The sequence below is a fragment of the Paracoccus sp. TRP genome (assembly GCF_000185925.1).
GTDB classification, from domain to species: Bacteria; Pseudomonadota; Alphaproteobacteria; order Rhodobacterales; family Rhodobacteraceae; genus Paracoccus; species Paracoccus kondratievae.
Map to the genome: position 1 here is coordinate 1 of NZ_AEPN01000060.1, position 15482 is coordinate 15482.

General features: G+C 60.2%; 17 protein-coding genes and 2 pseudogenes. 11 read left to right on the forward strand and 8 right to left on the reverse strand.

All coding sequences use genetic code 11. The features are described 5' to 3' along the window. Positions 1-263, forward strand: a 263-nt coding sequence (locus tag PARACOCCUSGL_RS20925; protein WP_010400050.1) for a hypothetical protein, incomplete at its 5' end; no start/stop codon positions are given. A 64-nt stretch (positions 264-327) separates the two neighbouring features. On the opposite strand, the gene PARACOCCUSGL_RS0118090 is transcribed toward PARACOCCUSGL_RS20925, so the two are convergent. From PARACOCCUSGL_RS0118090 to PARACOCCUSGL_RS0118110, 5 genes are all read right to left on the reverse strand, one after another. Further along, positions 328-702 carry a hypothetical protein gene (locus PARACOCCUSGL_RS0118090; protein WP_010400051.1) on the reverse strand — a complete coding sequence of 125 codons (375 nt, stop codon included), beginning with the start codon at positions 700-702 and terminating at the stop codon, positions 328-330. A gap of 25 nt (positions 703-727) precedes the next feature. Continuing rightward, positions 728-967 carry a DNA-directed RNA polymerase subunit omega gene (locus PARACOCCUSGL_RS20930; RefSeq protein WP_010400052.1) on the reverse strand — a complete coding sequence of 80 codons (240 nt, stop codon included), beginning with the start codon at positions 965-967 and terminating at the stop codon, positions 728-730. Positions 968-979: 12 nt separating this feature from the next. Continuing rightward, the gene (locus PARACOCCUSGL_RS20935; RefSeq protein ID WP_010400053.1) at positions 980-1699 is read right to left on the reverse strand and encodes an NADH dehydrogenase ubiquinone Fe-S protein 4; all 720 of its coding nucleotides are present in this window, start codon (positions 1697-1699) and stop codon (positions 980-982) included. A gap of 60 nt (positions 1700-1759) precedes the next feature. Further along, positions 1760-2284, reverse strand: coding sequence for an Hsp20/alpha crystallin family protein (locus tag PARACOCCUSGL_RS0118105; protein ID WP_010400054.1), 525 nt, complete (start codon positions 2282-2284; stop codon positions 1760-1762). A 95-nt stretch (positions 2285-2379) separates the two neighbouring features. Further along, on the reverse strand, positions 2380-2895 hold the full coding sequence (locus tag PARACOCCUSGL_RS0118110) for an Hsp20 family protein (protein ID WP_010400055.1): 516 nt from the start codon (positions 2893-2895) through the stop codon (positions 2380-2382). A gap of 345 nt (positions 2896-3240) precedes the next feature. On the opposite strand from PARACOCCUSGL_RS0118110, the pseudogene PARACOCCUSGL_RS22500 reads away from it, so the two are divergent. Beyond that, positions 3241-3549, forward strand: a pseudogene (locus tag PARACOCCUSGL_RS22500) (IS5/IS1182 family transposase); the annotation flags it as partial. A 212-nt stretch (positions 3550-3761) separates the two neighbouring features. Here the strand turns inward: PARACOCCUSGL_RS22500 and PARACOCCUSGL_RS0118115 are convergent. Both PARACOCCUSGL_RS0118115 and PARACOCCUSGL_RS0118120 read right to left on the reverse strand, forming a co-directional pair. Then, complete coding sequence (locus PARACOCCUSGL_RS0118115; RefSeq protein WP_010400057.1) at positions 3762-4697, reverse strand: sugar kinase; 936 nt, start codon at positions 4695-4697, stop codon at positions 3762-3764. Continuing rightward, positions 4694-5773 carry an ABC transporter ATP-binding protein gene (locus PARACOCCUSGL_RS0118120; RefSeq protein ID WP_010400059.1) on the reverse strand — a complete coding sequence of 360 codons (1080 nt, stop codon included), beginning with the start codon at positions 5771-5773 and terminating at the stop codon, positions 4694-4696. The genes PARACOCCUSGL_RS0118115 and PARACOCCUSGL_RS0118120 overlap by 4 nt, the downstream gene beginning before the upstream one ends. Positions 5774-5898: 125 nt before the next feature. Here PARACOCCUSGL_RS0118120 and PARACOCCUSGL_RS0118125 point away from each other — a divergent pair, with 125 nt between their 5' ends. The 9 genes from PARACOCCUSGL_RS0118125 to PARACOCCUSGL_RS0118165 all read left to right on the forward strand — a co-directional run bounded on the left by PARACOCCUSGL_RS0118125 (position 5899) and on the right by PARACOCCUSGL_RS0118165 (position 15210). Then, on the forward strand, positions 5899-6588 hold the full coding sequence (locus PARACOCCUSGL_RS0118125; protein ID WP_010400061.1) for a GntR family transcriptional regulator: 690 nt from the start codon (positions 5899-5901) through the stop codon (positions 6586-6588). Beyond that, positions 6585-7511 (forward strand): alpha/beta hydrolase, encoded by a 927-nt coding sequence (locus PARACOCCUSGL_RS0118130; protein ID WP_010400062.1) that lies wholly within the window; start codon positions 6585-6587, stop codon positions 7509-7511. Before PARACOCCUSGL_RS0118125 ends, PARACOCCUSGL_RS0118130 begins: the two co-directional genes overlap by 4 nt. A gap of 41 nt (positions 7512-7552) precedes the next feature. Continuing rightward, positions 7553-8767 (forward strand): sugar ABC transporter substrate-binding protein, encoded by a 1215-nt coding sequence (locus PARACOCCUSGL_RS0118135; RefSeq protein ID WP_010400064.1) that lies wholly within the window; start codon positions 7553-7555, stop codon positions 8765-8767. A 96-nt stretch (positions 8768-8863) separates the two neighbouring features. Further along, complete coding sequence (locus PARACOCCUSGL_RS0118140) at positions 8864-9790, forward strand: carbohydrate ABC transporter permease (protein WP_010400065.1); 927 nt, start codon at positions 8864-8866, stop codon at positions 9788-9790. Then, positions 9790-10623, forward strand: coding sequence for a carbohydrate ABC transporter permease (locus PARACOCCUSGL_RS0118145; protein ID WP_010400066.1), 834 nt, complete (start codon positions 9790-9792; stop codon positions 10621-10623). The genes PARACOCCUSGL_RS0118140 and PARACOCCUSGL_RS0118145 overlap by 1 nt, the downstream gene beginning before the upstream one ends. Before the next feature lie 53 nt (positions 10624-10676). Continuing rightward, positions 10677-11564: a sugar phosphate isomerase/epimerase gene (locus PARACOCCUSGL_RS0118150; RefSeq protein WP_010400067.1), complete on the forward strand. Its 888-nt coding sequence runs from the start codon at positions 10677-10679 to the stop codon at positions 11562-11564. Beyond that, positions 11564-12562 (forward strand): Gfo/Idh/MocA family protein, encoded by a 999-nt coding sequence (locus PARACOCCUSGL_RS0118155; RefSeq protein ID WP_010400068.1) that lies wholly within the window; start codon positions 11564-11566, stop codon positions 12560-12562. Before PARACOCCUSGL_RS0118150 ends, PARACOCCUSGL_RS0118155 begins: the two co-directional genes overlap by 1 nt. Before the next feature lie 54 nt (positions 12563-12616). Then, the gene (locus PARACOCCUSGL_RS0118160) at positions 12617-13714 is read left to right on the forward strand and encodes a D-mannonate oxidoreductase (protein WP_010400069.1); all 1098 of its coding nucleotides are present in this window, start codon (positions 12617-12619) and stop codon (positions 13712-13714) included. Next, positions 13711-15210 carry a UxaA family hydrolase gene (locus PARACOCCUSGL_RS0118165; RefSeq protein WP_010400070.1) on the forward strand — a complete coding sequence of 500 codons (1500 nt, stop codon included), beginning with the start codon at positions 13711-13713 and terminating at the stop codon, positions 15208-15210. The genes PARACOCCUSGL_RS0118160 and PARACOCCUSGL_RS0118165 overlap by 4 nt, the downstream gene beginning before the upstream one ends. An 18-nt stretch (positions 15211-15228) precedes the next feature. Here PARACOCCUSGL_RS0118165 and PARACOCCUSGL_RS21645 read toward each other — a convergent pair. Beyond that, positions 15229-15444, reverse strand: a pseudogene (locus PARACOCCUSGL_RS21645) (transposase); the annotation flags it as partial. Positions 15445-15482: the final 38 nt, after the last annotated feature.

The following is a 15482-nucleotide window of genomic DNA, read 5'->3' on the forward strand; positions in this document are numbered from 1 at the left end:
GAGCGGCACCAAACCGTGACAGGTCCAGCATGCTTAACGTGATCGACGAGTTCACGCATGAGGCGCTGGCGATGACCTGTGTTTCGGTTCGGGTTGCGATGTTGACGATTGCCGGCGTCACGCGTTCCAACACCGGAGCTGCGGTCACCAGCCCTCGTTCATCAAGCTCAAAGGCTGTCTCGCCCTTTGTCGGAAAAGGGCGCAAACAGCGCAATCAAAAGGGCAAAAAGCATGACCAGCCAGCGCGTGCGGGCTGTATGTGACAAAGGCATGGGATTCTCCTGCATGAAAAAAGCCGGTCCCGGAGACCGGGGCCGGCACTGGAAATCAGGCGGTCTGAGGTCCACCCGAACCGCTGGCGGACCAGATCCGCGCACCCGTCCAGGCAACCAGGGCAAGGCCGCCCATGACATGCAGCGCAGCAAGCCAGACGGCATAGCCGGCGGCCGTGGCCCAGGGACTGAGCGCAACCCAGAGCCCAGCCACCAGCAACAGGCGGTCAGCGATGGGATGTCCCGTCAATACCAGCCACAGCGTCAGCGCGACAATCGCTGCGCCCGTGACAATGCTGTTCCAGAAGGCGGCAGGGGGCAGCGAAAGCATCAGCGGCAACGCAGCCATCAGTAGCCCCGCAACGATGGAGGCCCCGGCCGCGATGCGATAACGGATATCACGACGGTCTGAGATCCAGTGTGCAATCATCGTTCAACCTCCTTTCTGTCGATCGTCAATTGGGTTTCGCCAGCCGCATCGGCTGCGACGGCGGCAGGAACGGGCGAAGTTCATCGGGTCCCAAGACACCAAGCGCGATGTCTCGCAGCGCAGTATCTATCGCGTTTTCATCCGCGTCATCCAGCCCTGCACGCGCGTCTTCGCGCAGGCTGCGGGCACGCGCGGACGCTGCCAGAACCAACCCGAAGCGGTCGGGCATGACAGCCTGACATTCAAGCGCGACAAACGGATCCATGGCGCCGCCTCCTCAGGCCGCCCGCTGCCGGTGCTGCGCCCCTTCAAGTGCCCGCAGCGCGGTTTCGACCTCGGCCAGCCGCGACTGGCGGTGATGTTCGGGCATGCCCTCCGATGTCGCCTGATCCTGAAGATATTCGTTGAACGCCATGTTCATCAGGATCGAGCGGCGCACATCCAGCGGCAGGCTGGTATCGTGTGCCACCTCCATTGGGGCGGCGCCTTCTCGGGTGCTGTCCGTCGCAGATGCAAGCGCATCGCGATAGGCGTCGCGGTGCTGTCCAAGGCCCAGCCGGTCAAGCGTCTGGTCAGAGAAACGCCGCAGCCGTGCTGCATGGGCATGACGCTGACGCTCGGCCGCCTGTTCCCTGCGGCGGGCCTCGGCTTCGCCCGGCGGCAGGTGGACCTCATAGGCTATGCCCAGACGCTCGGCATGTCGGATCGCCGCGTCAAGACTGGGAAAGGTCAGTTCAACCTGATGCGCCGTGTCCGTGCCCGAGGTCCAGCCCATCAGGGGCTCAAGCTCGGGGCCCGACTGACGCTCGATCCGCAGGCGCCACTGATCGCTACGCGCGCGGCCCGACGTGGTCGCGGACCGGGACGGCTTCCAGATCCGCGCAAGGCTTTGCGTCGGCAGGCTGGAGGCATAGCTGGCCTTGCCTTCCCCTTGCGGCAAAATCGCCGGACCGCCCGTTGCTGCGGGGGAAATACGCTCTGCATTTACAAGTTGCATATCATCCTCCGATGCTTTGGGACTGCGAAGATGCAGGCCGGGACATCCCGGCCCGCGATGTCAGCTTTTCAACGGGATACGTTTGACCTGTGCCTGCGCCGTCTCGGTTCGGGGCAGGGTCACGGTCAGCACACCGTTGCGGAACGAGGCCTCGACGGCCCCTTCGTCAATGCCGGCGGGCAGAGGGATGCGCCGCTCGAACCGCCCATAGACACGCTCGCTGAAGCGGCGTTCGCTATCCTCGGTCGAGGTGGTCTTTTCACCCCGCAAGGTCAGCAGCCCGTCCTCCAGCAGAACCTCCACGTCCTTTTCTTCAAGGCCGGGAAGCTCGGCAGTGACCGAGATCGCCTTGTCCGTCTCGGAGATCTCGACGCTGGGCCAGTTTGCCCCCATCCAGCCATTGCCACCAGAGAAGACCGGCGATGGGGTGCCGAAAGACCGGAAAAAATCGTCAAACAGCCGATCTACCTCGCGGTGGAAGGTTGTGAACGGATCACGAACAGGCTCTGCCGACGGGGTGTCATTACCACGCCACCAAGGCAGATTTCGGGTCCAGTTTTGCGGAATAAGATCTCGTACGCTCATTTTTCTGTCTCCTGTTTTTGCACATGGCCCGCCCAAGGCTGGCATCGGCCAAAGCGATGCCAGCGGGACATGGCCGATATCGGATCGATGTCAGATCAGGCCGCAGCGGGCTCGGGCTGAGGGGCCGCCGCTTTTGCGGATTTCGCGCCCGCTATCTGCGCCTGTTGGGCAGGCTTGGCGTGTTCGCCGCTGCCCCGCGCGATCTCGATGCGCCGCGGCTTTTTCTCTTCGGGGATTTCGCGCATCAGCGACACCGTCAGCAGACCATCGATCAGCGAAGCGCCCTCGACACGGACATCGTCGGCCAATTCAAAGCGCCGCTCGAAGCTGCGCGCCGGAATGCCGCGATGCAGGTATTGCGCGTTGTCGTCCGTCTCTTTGCGACCGGCAACAATCAGCACATTTCCGTCCTGAGTCAGGGTGAGGTCATTATCGCTGAAGCCCGCAAGCGCCATGCTGATGGCATAGCGATCCTCGGCCTCCCGGACGATATCGTAGGGGGGCCAGTTTTCCGCCGTATCGGCGCGGGCCGTGTTTTCCAGCAGGTTCAGAATACGGTCAAAGCCAACGCTTGACCGAAAGAGCGGTGTAAAGTCGAATGTGGTTCTCATAGCCACGTCCTCCATTGAGCAACATGGGTACAAGTTGATGATTTAACCGGAATTTCCGGTTGCAGACCCCTTCCAGCGATCTGCACCATTTCATCTAGAATGCCCTTTATATGTGTCAAGACCCCCTGAAATTTTTTCCGAGGAAAACGATTTTCTGTTTCGATGTTCGTGGGCGCCAGGGGCATAATGCATCGATTGGGAAAGCACATCCTGATTCACGGCTTCGAAAACGGAAGGGGTGGCATGATTGGTCTCGCACTGGCTGAGCGAAGCGCAGATCGTCCCCCTGAGTGACGATTGCCTCTAGGGTTACACGAGAAAGCTGCATGCAAGCGGTCCGTCCCGGTGACGCGTGGCGCCGACAAGGGATATGATGCGGCAGAGTTTGTTGCCGACCTGCGGCACGCCTGTGTCACGCCGCAGATCGTTCAGAAATCGAGGCATTCAGCAACCGACGTGCGCACCACCCGGCACAAGGGCTACGCCATTTCCCCTCAGGTATCGCAAAAGGATCGAAGAGGCTTTCGGCTGGGCCAAAACCGTCGAAGGGGCCGCTCAAACTGCCTTTCGAGGCATCGATCGCGCACGTGCCCATTTCATCATGACCCTGGCCGAAGGACATTCACCAGGTTGCCGAAGCTGCTTGCCGCATGAACAGAAGATGACGCTGCCAGCAGACCAAACCCGCCAGCCAGGCCGGATGAACAAGCAATATCCCATCAGAGCCAAGAACAACCTTCGCAGCGCGGGACTATTTCAGCACCCTGTTAGACGAGATATGGTACCCGATCAGATTTCTGGCCGGGTGTCTTTCTGCGTCTACTTATAGGAGGTGCCGCGCGCCGATAGCCATCGCCTGTTTGTAATCAGGTGCCAGAGGCTGTCAGCTGCTCCATCGGAATCAGCGCGCCCGGATGACGGATGACACGGGCTGCCAGATTCGCGCCGCAGCACAGGGCCCGGTCGATACTTTGGCCCTGCAGGCGCGCGGCCAGATAACCACCGTTGAAGCTGTCGCCCGCACCGGTAGTGTCTAAGGGGGCTACGGATGCGGGGTCGTGTCGGAGCAGAACTGCGCCGGAGGCGGCCAGAATCGGGCCGCCGGCATTCTTGACCACCACCTCTGTCACGCCGAGGTTCAGATAGCGCTTCAGTGTGTCTTCGGGGCTGATATCGTAAAAATGGGCCGATTCGTCGTCAAAGCTGGGCAGCACCAGATCGCTTAACGCGGCGAATGTAGTCAGGGTCTGACGCATCATGTCGGCATCGGACCACAGGCGTGGGCGGATGTTCGGGTCAAAGGTCAGCACCACATGCTTGGGCCGCGCCCGCAACAGATCCAGCAGGTTTTCGCGGCCCTGCTCTGTCAGGATCGCGAGCGTGATGCCGGACAGATAGATCACCCGCGCAGGGCCCAGCGCCTGCGCCAGTCTGTCGTGGTCATCAGCCAGATGGCGGGCCGCCGACTGGCCGCGCCAATAGGTAAAGCCCCGTTCGCCGTTCATCAGCGAGATGGCGTAAAGCCCGCAACCGCGTTGAGGATCGCGCGATATCGCGGAGGTGTCGATGCCCGCGCCAGCGATGAAATCGGCAATCCGGTCGGGAAAGGCATCGCTGCCAAGCCTGGTCAGGTAACCCACTGACCAAGCAGCAGGCAGGGCCGCGCGCAGATACCATGCGGTGTTCAGCGTGTCGCCCGCGACCCCCATCCGCCAGAGGTCGTCACCGCGCGAACTGAGTTCCAGCATCGCCTCGCCCAAAGAAATGACAGGGCCGGGTTGCAGCCCCGTGATCCGGCTCATGCCACGAAATCCAGCCGCGCGCCACTTGCGGCGTCGAACAGATGCAGGTGTTTGCGGTCGAATCTCAGAGGCAGGCGGGCAGGCAGGTCCCGGCTTTCCTCTGCCGGGATGCGCACGGTAAGTTCGCTTCCGTGCAGAAAGCAGATCGCCAGCGTGTCGGAACCAAGCTCCTCCAGCACATCAACATCGACGATGAAATCGGCCTGATCCTCCGGGCAGGGCAGCAGATGTTCGGGGCGTAACCCGATGTCGATACCCGCCCCTGCGGGGGCGATCAGTTGGGTCATGGCAATCGCCCCGCCATCAAATTCCACCGCTGCACCGCGATCCGAAGACACCGCACGCCCTGTCAGGATGTTCATCTGCGGCGAGCCGATGAATTCCGCGACAAAGCGGCAGTTCGGGCGTTCGTACAGCTCCAGCGGCTTGCCGTGCTGGATGATTTCGCCCTTACGCAGCACGACGACGCGGTCAGCCAGCGTCATCGCCTCGACCTGGTCATGGGTGACATAGATGGTCGTGGTGCGCAGCATCCGGTGAAGTCGTTTGATCTGCGTCCGCATCTCGACACGAAGCTTGGCATCGAGGTTGGACAGCGGTTCATCAAACAGAAAGACCTTGGGCTTGCGCACGATGGCCCGCCCCATTGCGACACGCTGGCGTTGTCCGCCCGACAATTGCCCTGGACGGCGGTCCAGCAGATCCTCAAGCTGCAGGATGCGGGCCGCCTCGGCCACCTTTTCTGCGATCATCTGGGGTTGTTCACCCCGCATTTTGAGGCCGAAACCAATATTCTGCGCAACAGTCATATGCGGATAGAGGGCATAATCCTGAAACACCATGGCCACGTCGCGCCCTTTTGGCTCGATATCATTGACCAGCATTCCGCCGATGCTTAGTTGCCCGTCGCTGATTTCCTCCAATCCCGCAATCATGCGCAACATCGTTGATTTTCCGCAGCCTGACGGACCAACGAACGCAACGAATTCTCCATCCCTGATATCCAGATCGACACCGTGGATGGTTTGCACGGCGCCGTAGCGCTTGAAGATCTTGTTAAGGCTGATTTGCGCCATAGTCGTCCCCTCCCGTGACGGCGCCGGTGGTGCGGCGCAAGGCATTATCAATAATCTTGACATTATCAATAATACGGCGATTATCAATAATGCAAGCGCGAATGAAACGCGTCACAGGAGACGGAATGAGCGTGGCTGAAACCTTGGGTGCGAGGCGACAACAAAGCCGTAGCGAGGCAGTTGAACATGCCTTGCGGCGCGATATTGTCCTGGGAACCCTCGCCCCCGGCACTGTGTTGCGCGAACTGGAACTGGCGCAACGTTTTACGTGCGCACAGGGCACGATTCGCGAGGCGCTGATGCGTTTGTCCGAAGATGGTCTTGTGACGCGCCGCGCCCGGCGCGACACCCATGTTGCCTCTGCCAATTCCGACGATGCGCGCGAACTGCTCTGTATCCGTCATGACATCGAGTGTCGTGCGGCAGTCCGTGTCATCGAATCGCAGGATGCAACCCTTCTGTCAGATCTGGATGTATTGATGCAGGCCATGCGGGTGGCCGCCCTCCAAGGGGATGAATACACATTGATGGAACACGACCGAAGCTTCCATCTGCGCCTTTTCGAAGCAGCCTCCACCCCCATAGTCGAGCCAGTGTTGTTTCGATGCCTGCTGCATACCCAACGCTTCAAGATATTGAACAGCGCACCAGAAAGCCGCGACCTGCAAGGTACGGCTGAGCGGCATCTGTCAATTCTCGAGGCGCTAGAGGCGCGCGACGCCGACGCGCTGACACGCGCCTTGTCTCATCACATCGCCACCATCGTCGATTTCGGCCCGGAAGTTTTCGTGGGAAAAAGGGGGACCATACAATGACCAACGCCGGTTCCCTGGCCCCCGAAATGCGCGCCGTCCTAGAACGACTTGCCGTCGAGGACGGGTTGCAACCTGATCCAACGATACTGCCCCCCGCAGAGGGGCGCGCCGTTACGGAAGCTTCAAACCGCCGCTGGAATCTTGACGGCCCCAAGATGGCCCGCGAGTTGATCGTAGAAACCCCCGACGGTCGCCGGGCCTATGTCTTTATCCCTGGACGGGACGATGGCACCCGGGCAATCCTGTACATTCATGGTGGGGGGTGGAGCTTCTGCTCTGCCGCCACCCATGAAGGTGCTGCGCGCCGTCTGGCGCAAGAGACCGGGGTTCCCGTTGTAACCTTCGATTATCGACTTGCGCCAGAGCACCCCTATCCGGCTGGGCTGGAAGACTGCATTTCGTTCTGGGCGGGCCGGGACGCCATTTTGCCCGAACGCAAATGGTCGATTTCCGGCGACAGTGCCGGTGCCAATCTGGCGGTGGCGATGATGCTCCGTCTTGATGGCTGCGATCCGCCACAATCCGGGCTGTTGTTCTATGGTGTCTATGACGCAGATTTCGACAGCCCCAGCTATGTCTCGGTGGCCGATGGTCCCGGGCTGACACGTGACAAGATGCGTCGTTACTGGGATTATTATACCGGCGCGCAGACTGACAGGCTGAGCGATCCCTGCCTTGTGCCGCTTCGCGCCTCGGTTGATGCTTTGGCGAATCTGCCACCGCTTTACCTGAACGCCGCCGAGATTGATCCGCTGAGGTCGGACAGTCAGCGTTTTGCCGAAAAACTGTCTGCGATGGGTCGTCAAGATCTGTTCGAGATCGTGCCCGGCGTGATCCATGGTTTCATGCAAATGAGTATGTGGCTTCCTCAGGCCAGCGAGGCCTATCGCCGCGCGGGCCAGGCCTTTCGCGCAATGACCTGAGGCCACGCCCCGCAATATTCTATCTTGGGAGGAGAAAGAACATGCAACGGACAATCAGCTTTCTGGCCCTTATGGCCGGGCTTGTCCCAACCTTTGCCAGCGCCGACGGCACGGTGCGTTTCTGGTATCACTTTGACAATCCCGAAAATCCCATGGCCGAGTTGGTAGCCAAGTTCGAGGCCGAGAACCCTGGCATCAGGATCGAGGCGATGAATGTGCCGTGGAACAGCTATTACGACAACCTTTACACTTCGATCGTCGGCGGCAATGCCCCCGATGCGGCCATGCTGAAGATGTTCGCGCTGCCACGTTTGCTGGAAATGGAAGCACTGGAGCCACTCGACGACTGGATCGATGCATGGGAGGGTAAAGATGACATCTTGCCAAACCTTTTCGAACTGACCCGGGCAGAAGATGGAAAGCAGTATTACCTGCCCGTTCAGTATGTCGCGTTGTATCTGTACTATCGCGCCGACATGTTTGACGAGCTCGGCCTTACCCCGCCGCAGACATGCGATGAATTTCGTGATGCCGCCATCAAGCTGACCCGCGACACTGATGGCGACGGCAAGATCGACACCTATGGCTTCGGCTTCCGGGGCGGCAAGTCGGGCCATGAACATTGGGGCAGCTTCACCCTCGGTCGCACCGGCGTTGGGCTTGACCAGAGCCTAGTCTCGGACGCGGGGGTCGCGGGCACGCAATTCGTCATCGACCTGTTCCAGGCGGACAAGGTGTTCCCGCCCTCGGCTCCGAATGACGGCTTTCAGGAAATCATCGGTGCCTTCAAGACCGGTGTGACTGCGATGACCATCCATCATGTCGGCTCATCCAACGATCTGGTTGCCGCGCTGGGCGACAAGGTTGCAGCAACCACCGTGCCCGAATGCGGTGGTGGACGCTGGACGACCTTTGGCGATGAATCGACGGCCGTGCTGTCGAATGCCAGCGACAAGGAAGCGGCGTGGAAATGGATTTCCTTTCTGTCCACGGCTGAAAACAACGCCCTGTTCAACACCGCGACCGGGCAGTTGCCGGTGACGCAATCCGACACCGCCACATGGCAAGGCCATGAACCGCGCTTTGTCGAAGTAACGCAGGCGTCCTTGCCATTCGCCCATTTGCTGCCCTCATCGCCGAACACGCCGGAATTCGTCAATACCGTCTGGCCCGCGAACATGCAGCGCGCCCTGCTGGGACAGATCACCGCCCAGCAGATGAACGAGGCGATTGCGGCCTTGTTCACCGACGATTGATCCCTGACGGGCCGGGCGCCACGCCCCGGCCCTTCCCCGCCTTGACCGAAATTGCCTGTCGGATGCGTCCGCGCAGGGCCAAGAGAGTTTTGCCCGATGACAACCACCTCCGTCCCCGAGCAAGAGGGTCCCACCTCTGGAAGACGCGCCGCGCTGTGGCGGCAGGTCATGCCATTGGCCCTGTTGTCACCAGCCGTTCTGGTCACGCTGGCCATCGTGTTCTTTCCGATGATCCAGACCGCGTGGATGAGTTTGCACAACTATGTCCTGTTCCGCCCGAAGAACTTTGACTGGGTCGGATTGCAGAACTACTTCAACATCTTTCAGGACGAAGTCTTTTGGATTTCGTTGCGCCATACAATATTGTGGATCGTCATCACCGTTCCGGCGCAGGCGCTGCTTGGGCTTGCGACCGCTTTGCTGCTGAACCAGAAATTCCCGTGGCGCCCGCTGGCCCGCGCGCTGATCATCATCCCTTGGGCACTGCCCTCGGTCGTGATCGCGCTGATGTGGGCTTGGGTCTACGATTCCAACTATGGGATCCTGAACGACCTGCTGCTGCGCGTGGGGATTCTGGAGACTTCGATCCCGTGGCTGGCGAACCCCGATACCGCACTTTACGCGATCATTCTGACGCTGACATGGCAGGGCTTTCCCTTCTTTGCCGTGATGATTCTGGCCGGTTTGCAATCCATCCCGCAAAGCTATTACGAGGCAGCATCGCTGGATGGCGCGACGCCGTGGCGGCAGTTCTGGCACATCACCCTGCCCGGCATTTCCGGGGTGCTGTTCACAGCGATCCTGCTGCGCACGATCTGGGTGGCAAATTCCATGGACGTGATCTTTGTCATGACCGGCGGCGGTCCCGGTTATTCGACCTATACCCTGCCGCTCTATTCTTTTCTTGAGGCGCGGACGAACCTGGATTTCGGCTATGGCTCGGCCTTGGCCATGACCTTCACCCTGATGCTTCTGGGGATCGTCGTTCTTTATCTGAAACGTTCGGCAAAGGCGGTGCAATAATGGCGCTGGGACGTAAATCGACCTTAAGGCGGGTGCTGACTGTTGATCTGCCGATGCTGGCCATTCTGGCCTTCACGCTTGGCCCGTATCTGTGGATGCTGTTGACCTCTCTGACTGCCGAGAGCGAGTTGTTCACGCGGGGGCCATCTGTATTCGATCTGGTCTGGAGCAATTACGAGCGTCTTTTCGCCAATGTCGGCTTTGCCCGTAATATGCTGGACAGCCTCATTGTCGCGGTGGGCACCGTGGTGGTCGGGCTGACACTGTCGGTTACGGCAGCTTACAGCTTCTCGCGCTTCGACTTTCGCTTCAAGAAAGTGCTGTTGATGCAATTCCTGCTGATCAACATGTTCCCGCTTGTTCTGCTGATCCTGCCATTGTTCGTTCTGATGCGCCAGTTGGGGCTGCTGGACACGCATCTGGCGCTGATCGTTGCGAATTCGACCATCGCCATCCCGTTCTCAGTCTGGATGATGACAAGCTATATCAATGGCATTCCGAAATCGCTGGACGAAGCGGCAATGACCGATGGCTGCTCGCGTTTGCAGGCAATGCGCAAGGTCATTCTTCCGCTATGTGCGCCGGGGATCATTGCGACGGGGATTTATATCTTCATCACCGCCTGGAATGAATACCTTTATGCGCTGACGCTTGGTGGACAAAATGTGCGCCCGATCACTGTCGCCGTGCAGACCATGATCGGGGAATATCAGGTGCAGTGGGGCCTGTTGACCGCAGGCGGCATTGTGGGCGCCCTGCCGGCAACCGTTCTGTTCCTGATCGTTCAGCGTCGTCTGGTCGGAGGCCTGACGCAAGGTGCCGTCAAGGGCTGATCCAATCCTTGCTGCCGCTCAGAGGGCAGCAGCGTAACCTCAAAGGAAATATCGTGAAAAATCCTGTTGGCATCATCTCGATGCAATATACCCGCCCATTTACCAATGCGGCGCTGTCCTATCTGAAAAAAACCCGCGAACTGGGATTTGATTTTATTGAACTGCTGGTACCCGAACCCGAAGATGACCTCGATCCTGCAGAGGTTCGCAGGATCTGCGAAGGTGAAGGCCTGGGCATCGTTCTGGCCGCGCGGGTCAACCTGCAACGCTCGATCGCCAGCGAGGATCCAGCGAACCGTCAGGGAGGTATCGACTATCTGAAATTCTGCGTCGAAGCGGCGGACAGAGTTGGCGCGAAAATTATTGGTGGTCCGCTCTATGGAGAGCCGCTGGTCTTCGCAGGACGTCCGCCTTACCCGTGGACCGCTGACCAAATCGCAGCACGGGCACAGCGCACCATCGAGGGTCTGGCCGAGGTTGCGCCGCTGGCCGCCGCCGCCGGTCGGGTGTTCGGACTGGAACCGCTGAACCGCTTTGAAACCGACATCGTCAACACCACCAGTCAGGCGATCGAAGTCGTAGATGCGGTGGACAACCCCGGTCTGGGCGTCATGCTGGACACCTTCCATATGAACATGGAAGAACGCTCGATCCCCGACGCGATCCGGGCTGCCGGTAATCGCCTTGTGCATTTCCAGGCCAATGAAAACCATCGCGGTTTCCCCGGCACCGGCAATATGGACTGGACCGCGATTTCGCGCGCCCTGCATCAGGTCGGTTATGCCGGCCCGATTTCGCTGGAACCGTTCCGCCGCGAGGACGACCGCATCGCCCTGCCCATCGCGCATTGGCGCGCGCCCCACGAAAATGAAGACGACAAATTGCGCGCGGGTCTGACCCTGATCCGTTCGGCACTTACCTTTGCAGAGGTCAATCACTGATGACGATCAAGATCGGCTGGATCGGCTGCGGCCGCCACGCAACTTGGATGCTGATGCCGCAACTGGCGCGCAGTGGCTTTGAAATCTCGGCGGTCTGTGACCGTGACGAGGCCGCGGCACGGAATGCTGCACGCCAATTTGGTGCCAAAGCGGTCTATTCGGATTATGACGACATGATCGCCAATGCGGATATCGACGCGGTTGGCATGGCAGTGGGCCCGGAAATCCATTTCCGTGCCACCTTGTCGTCGCTGCGCCGGGGGCTGCCCGTTTTCATGGAAAAGCCCCCAGCAGCTACCGCGGCACAAGCGCGAGAACTCCTAGATGCCTCCGAGGCGGCAAAGGTGCCGGTCACCGTCGGCTTCATGAAACGTTATTCTACCGGCAACAAGATTGCCAAAAACATTCTGAATGGCGGTGATTTCGGGCAGGTTCTGGGGATACACGGCAGCTATATGACGGCGCCAACTTACTTCGCCGGCCAGGTCGACTATACAGGGTTCTATCTGCACCACTGTGTTCACTACATGGATCTGATCACATGGTTTGCAGGCTCGGAATTCGCCGATCTGCGGCTGCGCAAGAATGTGCCCGATGCGGGCAAGATGCTGCTGCACATGAATTTCGAATGCGATAACGGCGTGATCGGCAATATCATCATGGGCACCGTCCAGTCGCGCGGCACGCCCATGGAGTATATCCAGATCATGGGCGACCATAACCGGATCGAAGTCGAAAACATCATCAATGTTGCATGGCACCGAAATCCGCCCTTCAAGGCGGAAGATCCCGACGCGGTGCTGGATCCGGCCTGCGACAGTCTTGTCTGGACGCCCAATTTCACTGCAGCAGCGAACGAGGACCACAAGGGTTATCACGCCCTGTTGCTGGACGTAGCGGCAACCATGCGCGGCGAAAGTGATACCGCACCGCAGATCCGGGACGGTTGGCTGGCGATGCGGCGGCTAGAGCAGATGATCGCACTGATCGAAGCCTGATACCCATTGTCCCGCCCAGTCCCAAGGCGGGGTCACCCAGAGGATTCAGCCGCCATGCAGACCCCGATCATCCAGTTCGGCACCAGCCGCTTTCTGCAAGCCCATGCCCTTGCCTATTTCCAGAACGGCGCGCCAATCGGCGCCGCGCCTGCGGTGACGGTGGTGCAATCGACATCCGATCCCGCACGGCGGGGCAGGCTGGATGCGTTAACCGCGCCTGACGGCTATCCGGTGCGGGTACGCGGTATCGAAAACGGCCAGCCGGTGGACCGCGAAGAACGCGTCACCGTCGTTAAGCGCGGCCTTGGCTATGATGGCGATTACGCGGAATTGCAGCGAATTTTTGTGCAGGAGGCGCGTTGGGTCGTCTCGAATACGGCGGATCGCGGCTTTGATCCGCAACCTGCCGATGACCTTCCCCATCCCGATCCGGCGCAGAGCTATCCGGCCAAGCTGTTTCACCTGATGCGCGCCCGCCATCTTGCGGGGGGCGGTCCGCTGATCGTCCTGCCGACCGAATTGGTGCCAGCCAATGGCGACAAGCTGCGCATCCGCGTGCGGCAGATCGCCGTTGCGCAGGGTGAGGATCCGGCGTTTCTGGATGCTCATATCTGGGCAAATTCGCTGGTTGATCGCATCGTATCCGAGGAAATCCGCCCGGCGGGTGCGGTGGCCGAGCCCTACGGGCTTTGGGCCATCGCCGCGCAGCCGGGTCTGGAGCTGCCGGTCGCGCACCCGGCCATCCAGATCGTCCCCGATCTGGAACCCGTCCAACGATTGAAGCTGCATATCCTGAACCTTGGCCACAGTACGCTGATCGAGCTGTGGCAGCGTGCGGGCGGACAGGAAACCTATGTCCGCCAGGCGATGTCCGGCCCTTTGCGAGTAATGCTGATGAATATCATGGAAACCGAGGTTCTGCCCGGTTTCGCGCAACAAGGCATGGGCGATCAGGCGCGCGATTATCTGGCCGTGACTCTTGACCGGTTCGACAATCCGTTTCTGGATCATCGCCTGTCCGATATCGCGCAAAACCACGCGTCCAAGGTTGCCCACCGCATCACCGCCTTTCTGGATTGGGCCGGGTTGTCGCCTGATCAGGCCCCGCAACTTCACGCCATCAGTCAAAGCGTCAAGGATCCCGCGCCATGAGCCAGCCCCCTTCTGCCCTGCTTCTGGGCGATACAGACAGCGTCGGCATCGCGCTGATTCCGCTGAATGCAGGCGATATTCATCTGGGCGTGGCGCTGCTGACGGATATTCCCGCCGGGCATAAATTCGCGCTGCGCGACCACGCCATCGGCGATGCCATCATCAAATACGGGCAGGTCATGGGACAGGCCACCGCGCCGATCCGCGCGGGTGAACATGTCCATACCCAGAACACCGGGATGAGCCCGCACGGCCTTGGCCCGGCACAAAGCCGCGGGCAGCTGCCACCGCCGCCGGAACGCCGCAGTTTTCAAGGGTTCCTGCGCAAGGACGGGCGCATCGGAACGCGTAACTTCATTGGTGTCATCGCCTCGGTCAACTGTTCGTCGACCGTGTGCAACGCGATTGCACGGGCGGCGAATGACCGGCTGCTGCCGCGTTTTCCGAATATCGACGGTTTCGTGCCCATCGTTCACGATCAGGGCTGTGGCATCGCCACGGGTGGCGAGGGGTTCGAACTGCTGGTCCGCGTCCTGAAGGGCTATCGCGATCACGTCAATTTCGGTGGCGTCATGCTGGTTGGTCTGGGCTGCGAGGTTAACCAGCTTACCTTGTATCGGCGCGATGACTGGACTCGCGAACGTCACGCCAGTTTCAATATTCAGGATGTCGGGGGTTCGGCGGCCGCGGTGGCCCGAGCGCTGGAAATTCTGGAAGGCATTGCCGGGGCCGCAAATCGCGACACCCGTCAGACTGTTCCGGTGTCGGGGCTGATCTTGGGGATGCAATGCGGCGGGTCGGACGGGTTTTCTGGCATTACAGCGAATCCGGCGCTTGGGGTTGCTTCGGACCTTCTGGTGGCGGGTGGGGGAACCTCGATCCTGTCAGAAACGCCCGAAATCTATGGGGCCGAACATCTGCTGATCGCGCGGGCCAGCGATGCCGACGGGGACCGGCTGCGGGCGATGATTGCGTGGTGGGAACGCTATACCAGCCAGAACGGCGCCAGTCTGGACAACAATCCCAGCCCCGGCAACAAGCGTGGCGGCATCACCACCATTCTTGAAAAATCGCTCGGCGCCGTGGCCAAGGGCGGGTTGGCGCCAGTCGCGGCTGTCTATGGCTATGGCGAACAGATCCGAACCCGGGGTTTCGTCTATATGGACAGTCCCGGCTATGATCCGGTTGCGGCGACGGGGCAGGTGGCCTCTGGCGCGAATCTGATTGCCTTCACGACAGGGCGTGGGTCGTGCTTTGGTGCCCATCCTACGCCTTCGCTGAAACTCGCGTCGAATTCGGCGCTGTGGCATTCGATGCAGGCCGATATGGATATCAATTGCGGCAAGGTGGTCGAGGGCGCGATATCGCTGTCCGAAATGGGGCAGGAAATCTATCACAAGCTGCTGGACACCGCGTCGGGGGCGCGCACCAAATCCGAGGAATTTGGCTATGGCGACGCCGAGTTTGTGCCGTGGCGCATTGGCGCGGTTCTGTAAGGTCCAGACACATTAATTTCAGCGCGAGAAGATGACAGTTGCGGCGAGTGCTATGGCCGAGAGAAAGACGATGGGCACCTTGTCGTATCTGGTCGGAGCCCGTCGCCAATCTTGGGGCCTGCCGAACATGGTCTCGATGCGGTTGCGGCGTTGGTCGTGGCTGATGGCTTTCTTCCTTCCTTTCCGGCCGGGGATGCATGCTCTTATCCCTTTGTCTTTAAACGCATCTTTGAACTAGTCAGCCGGCTCTGATGCTGTAACCGCCCCCCGAC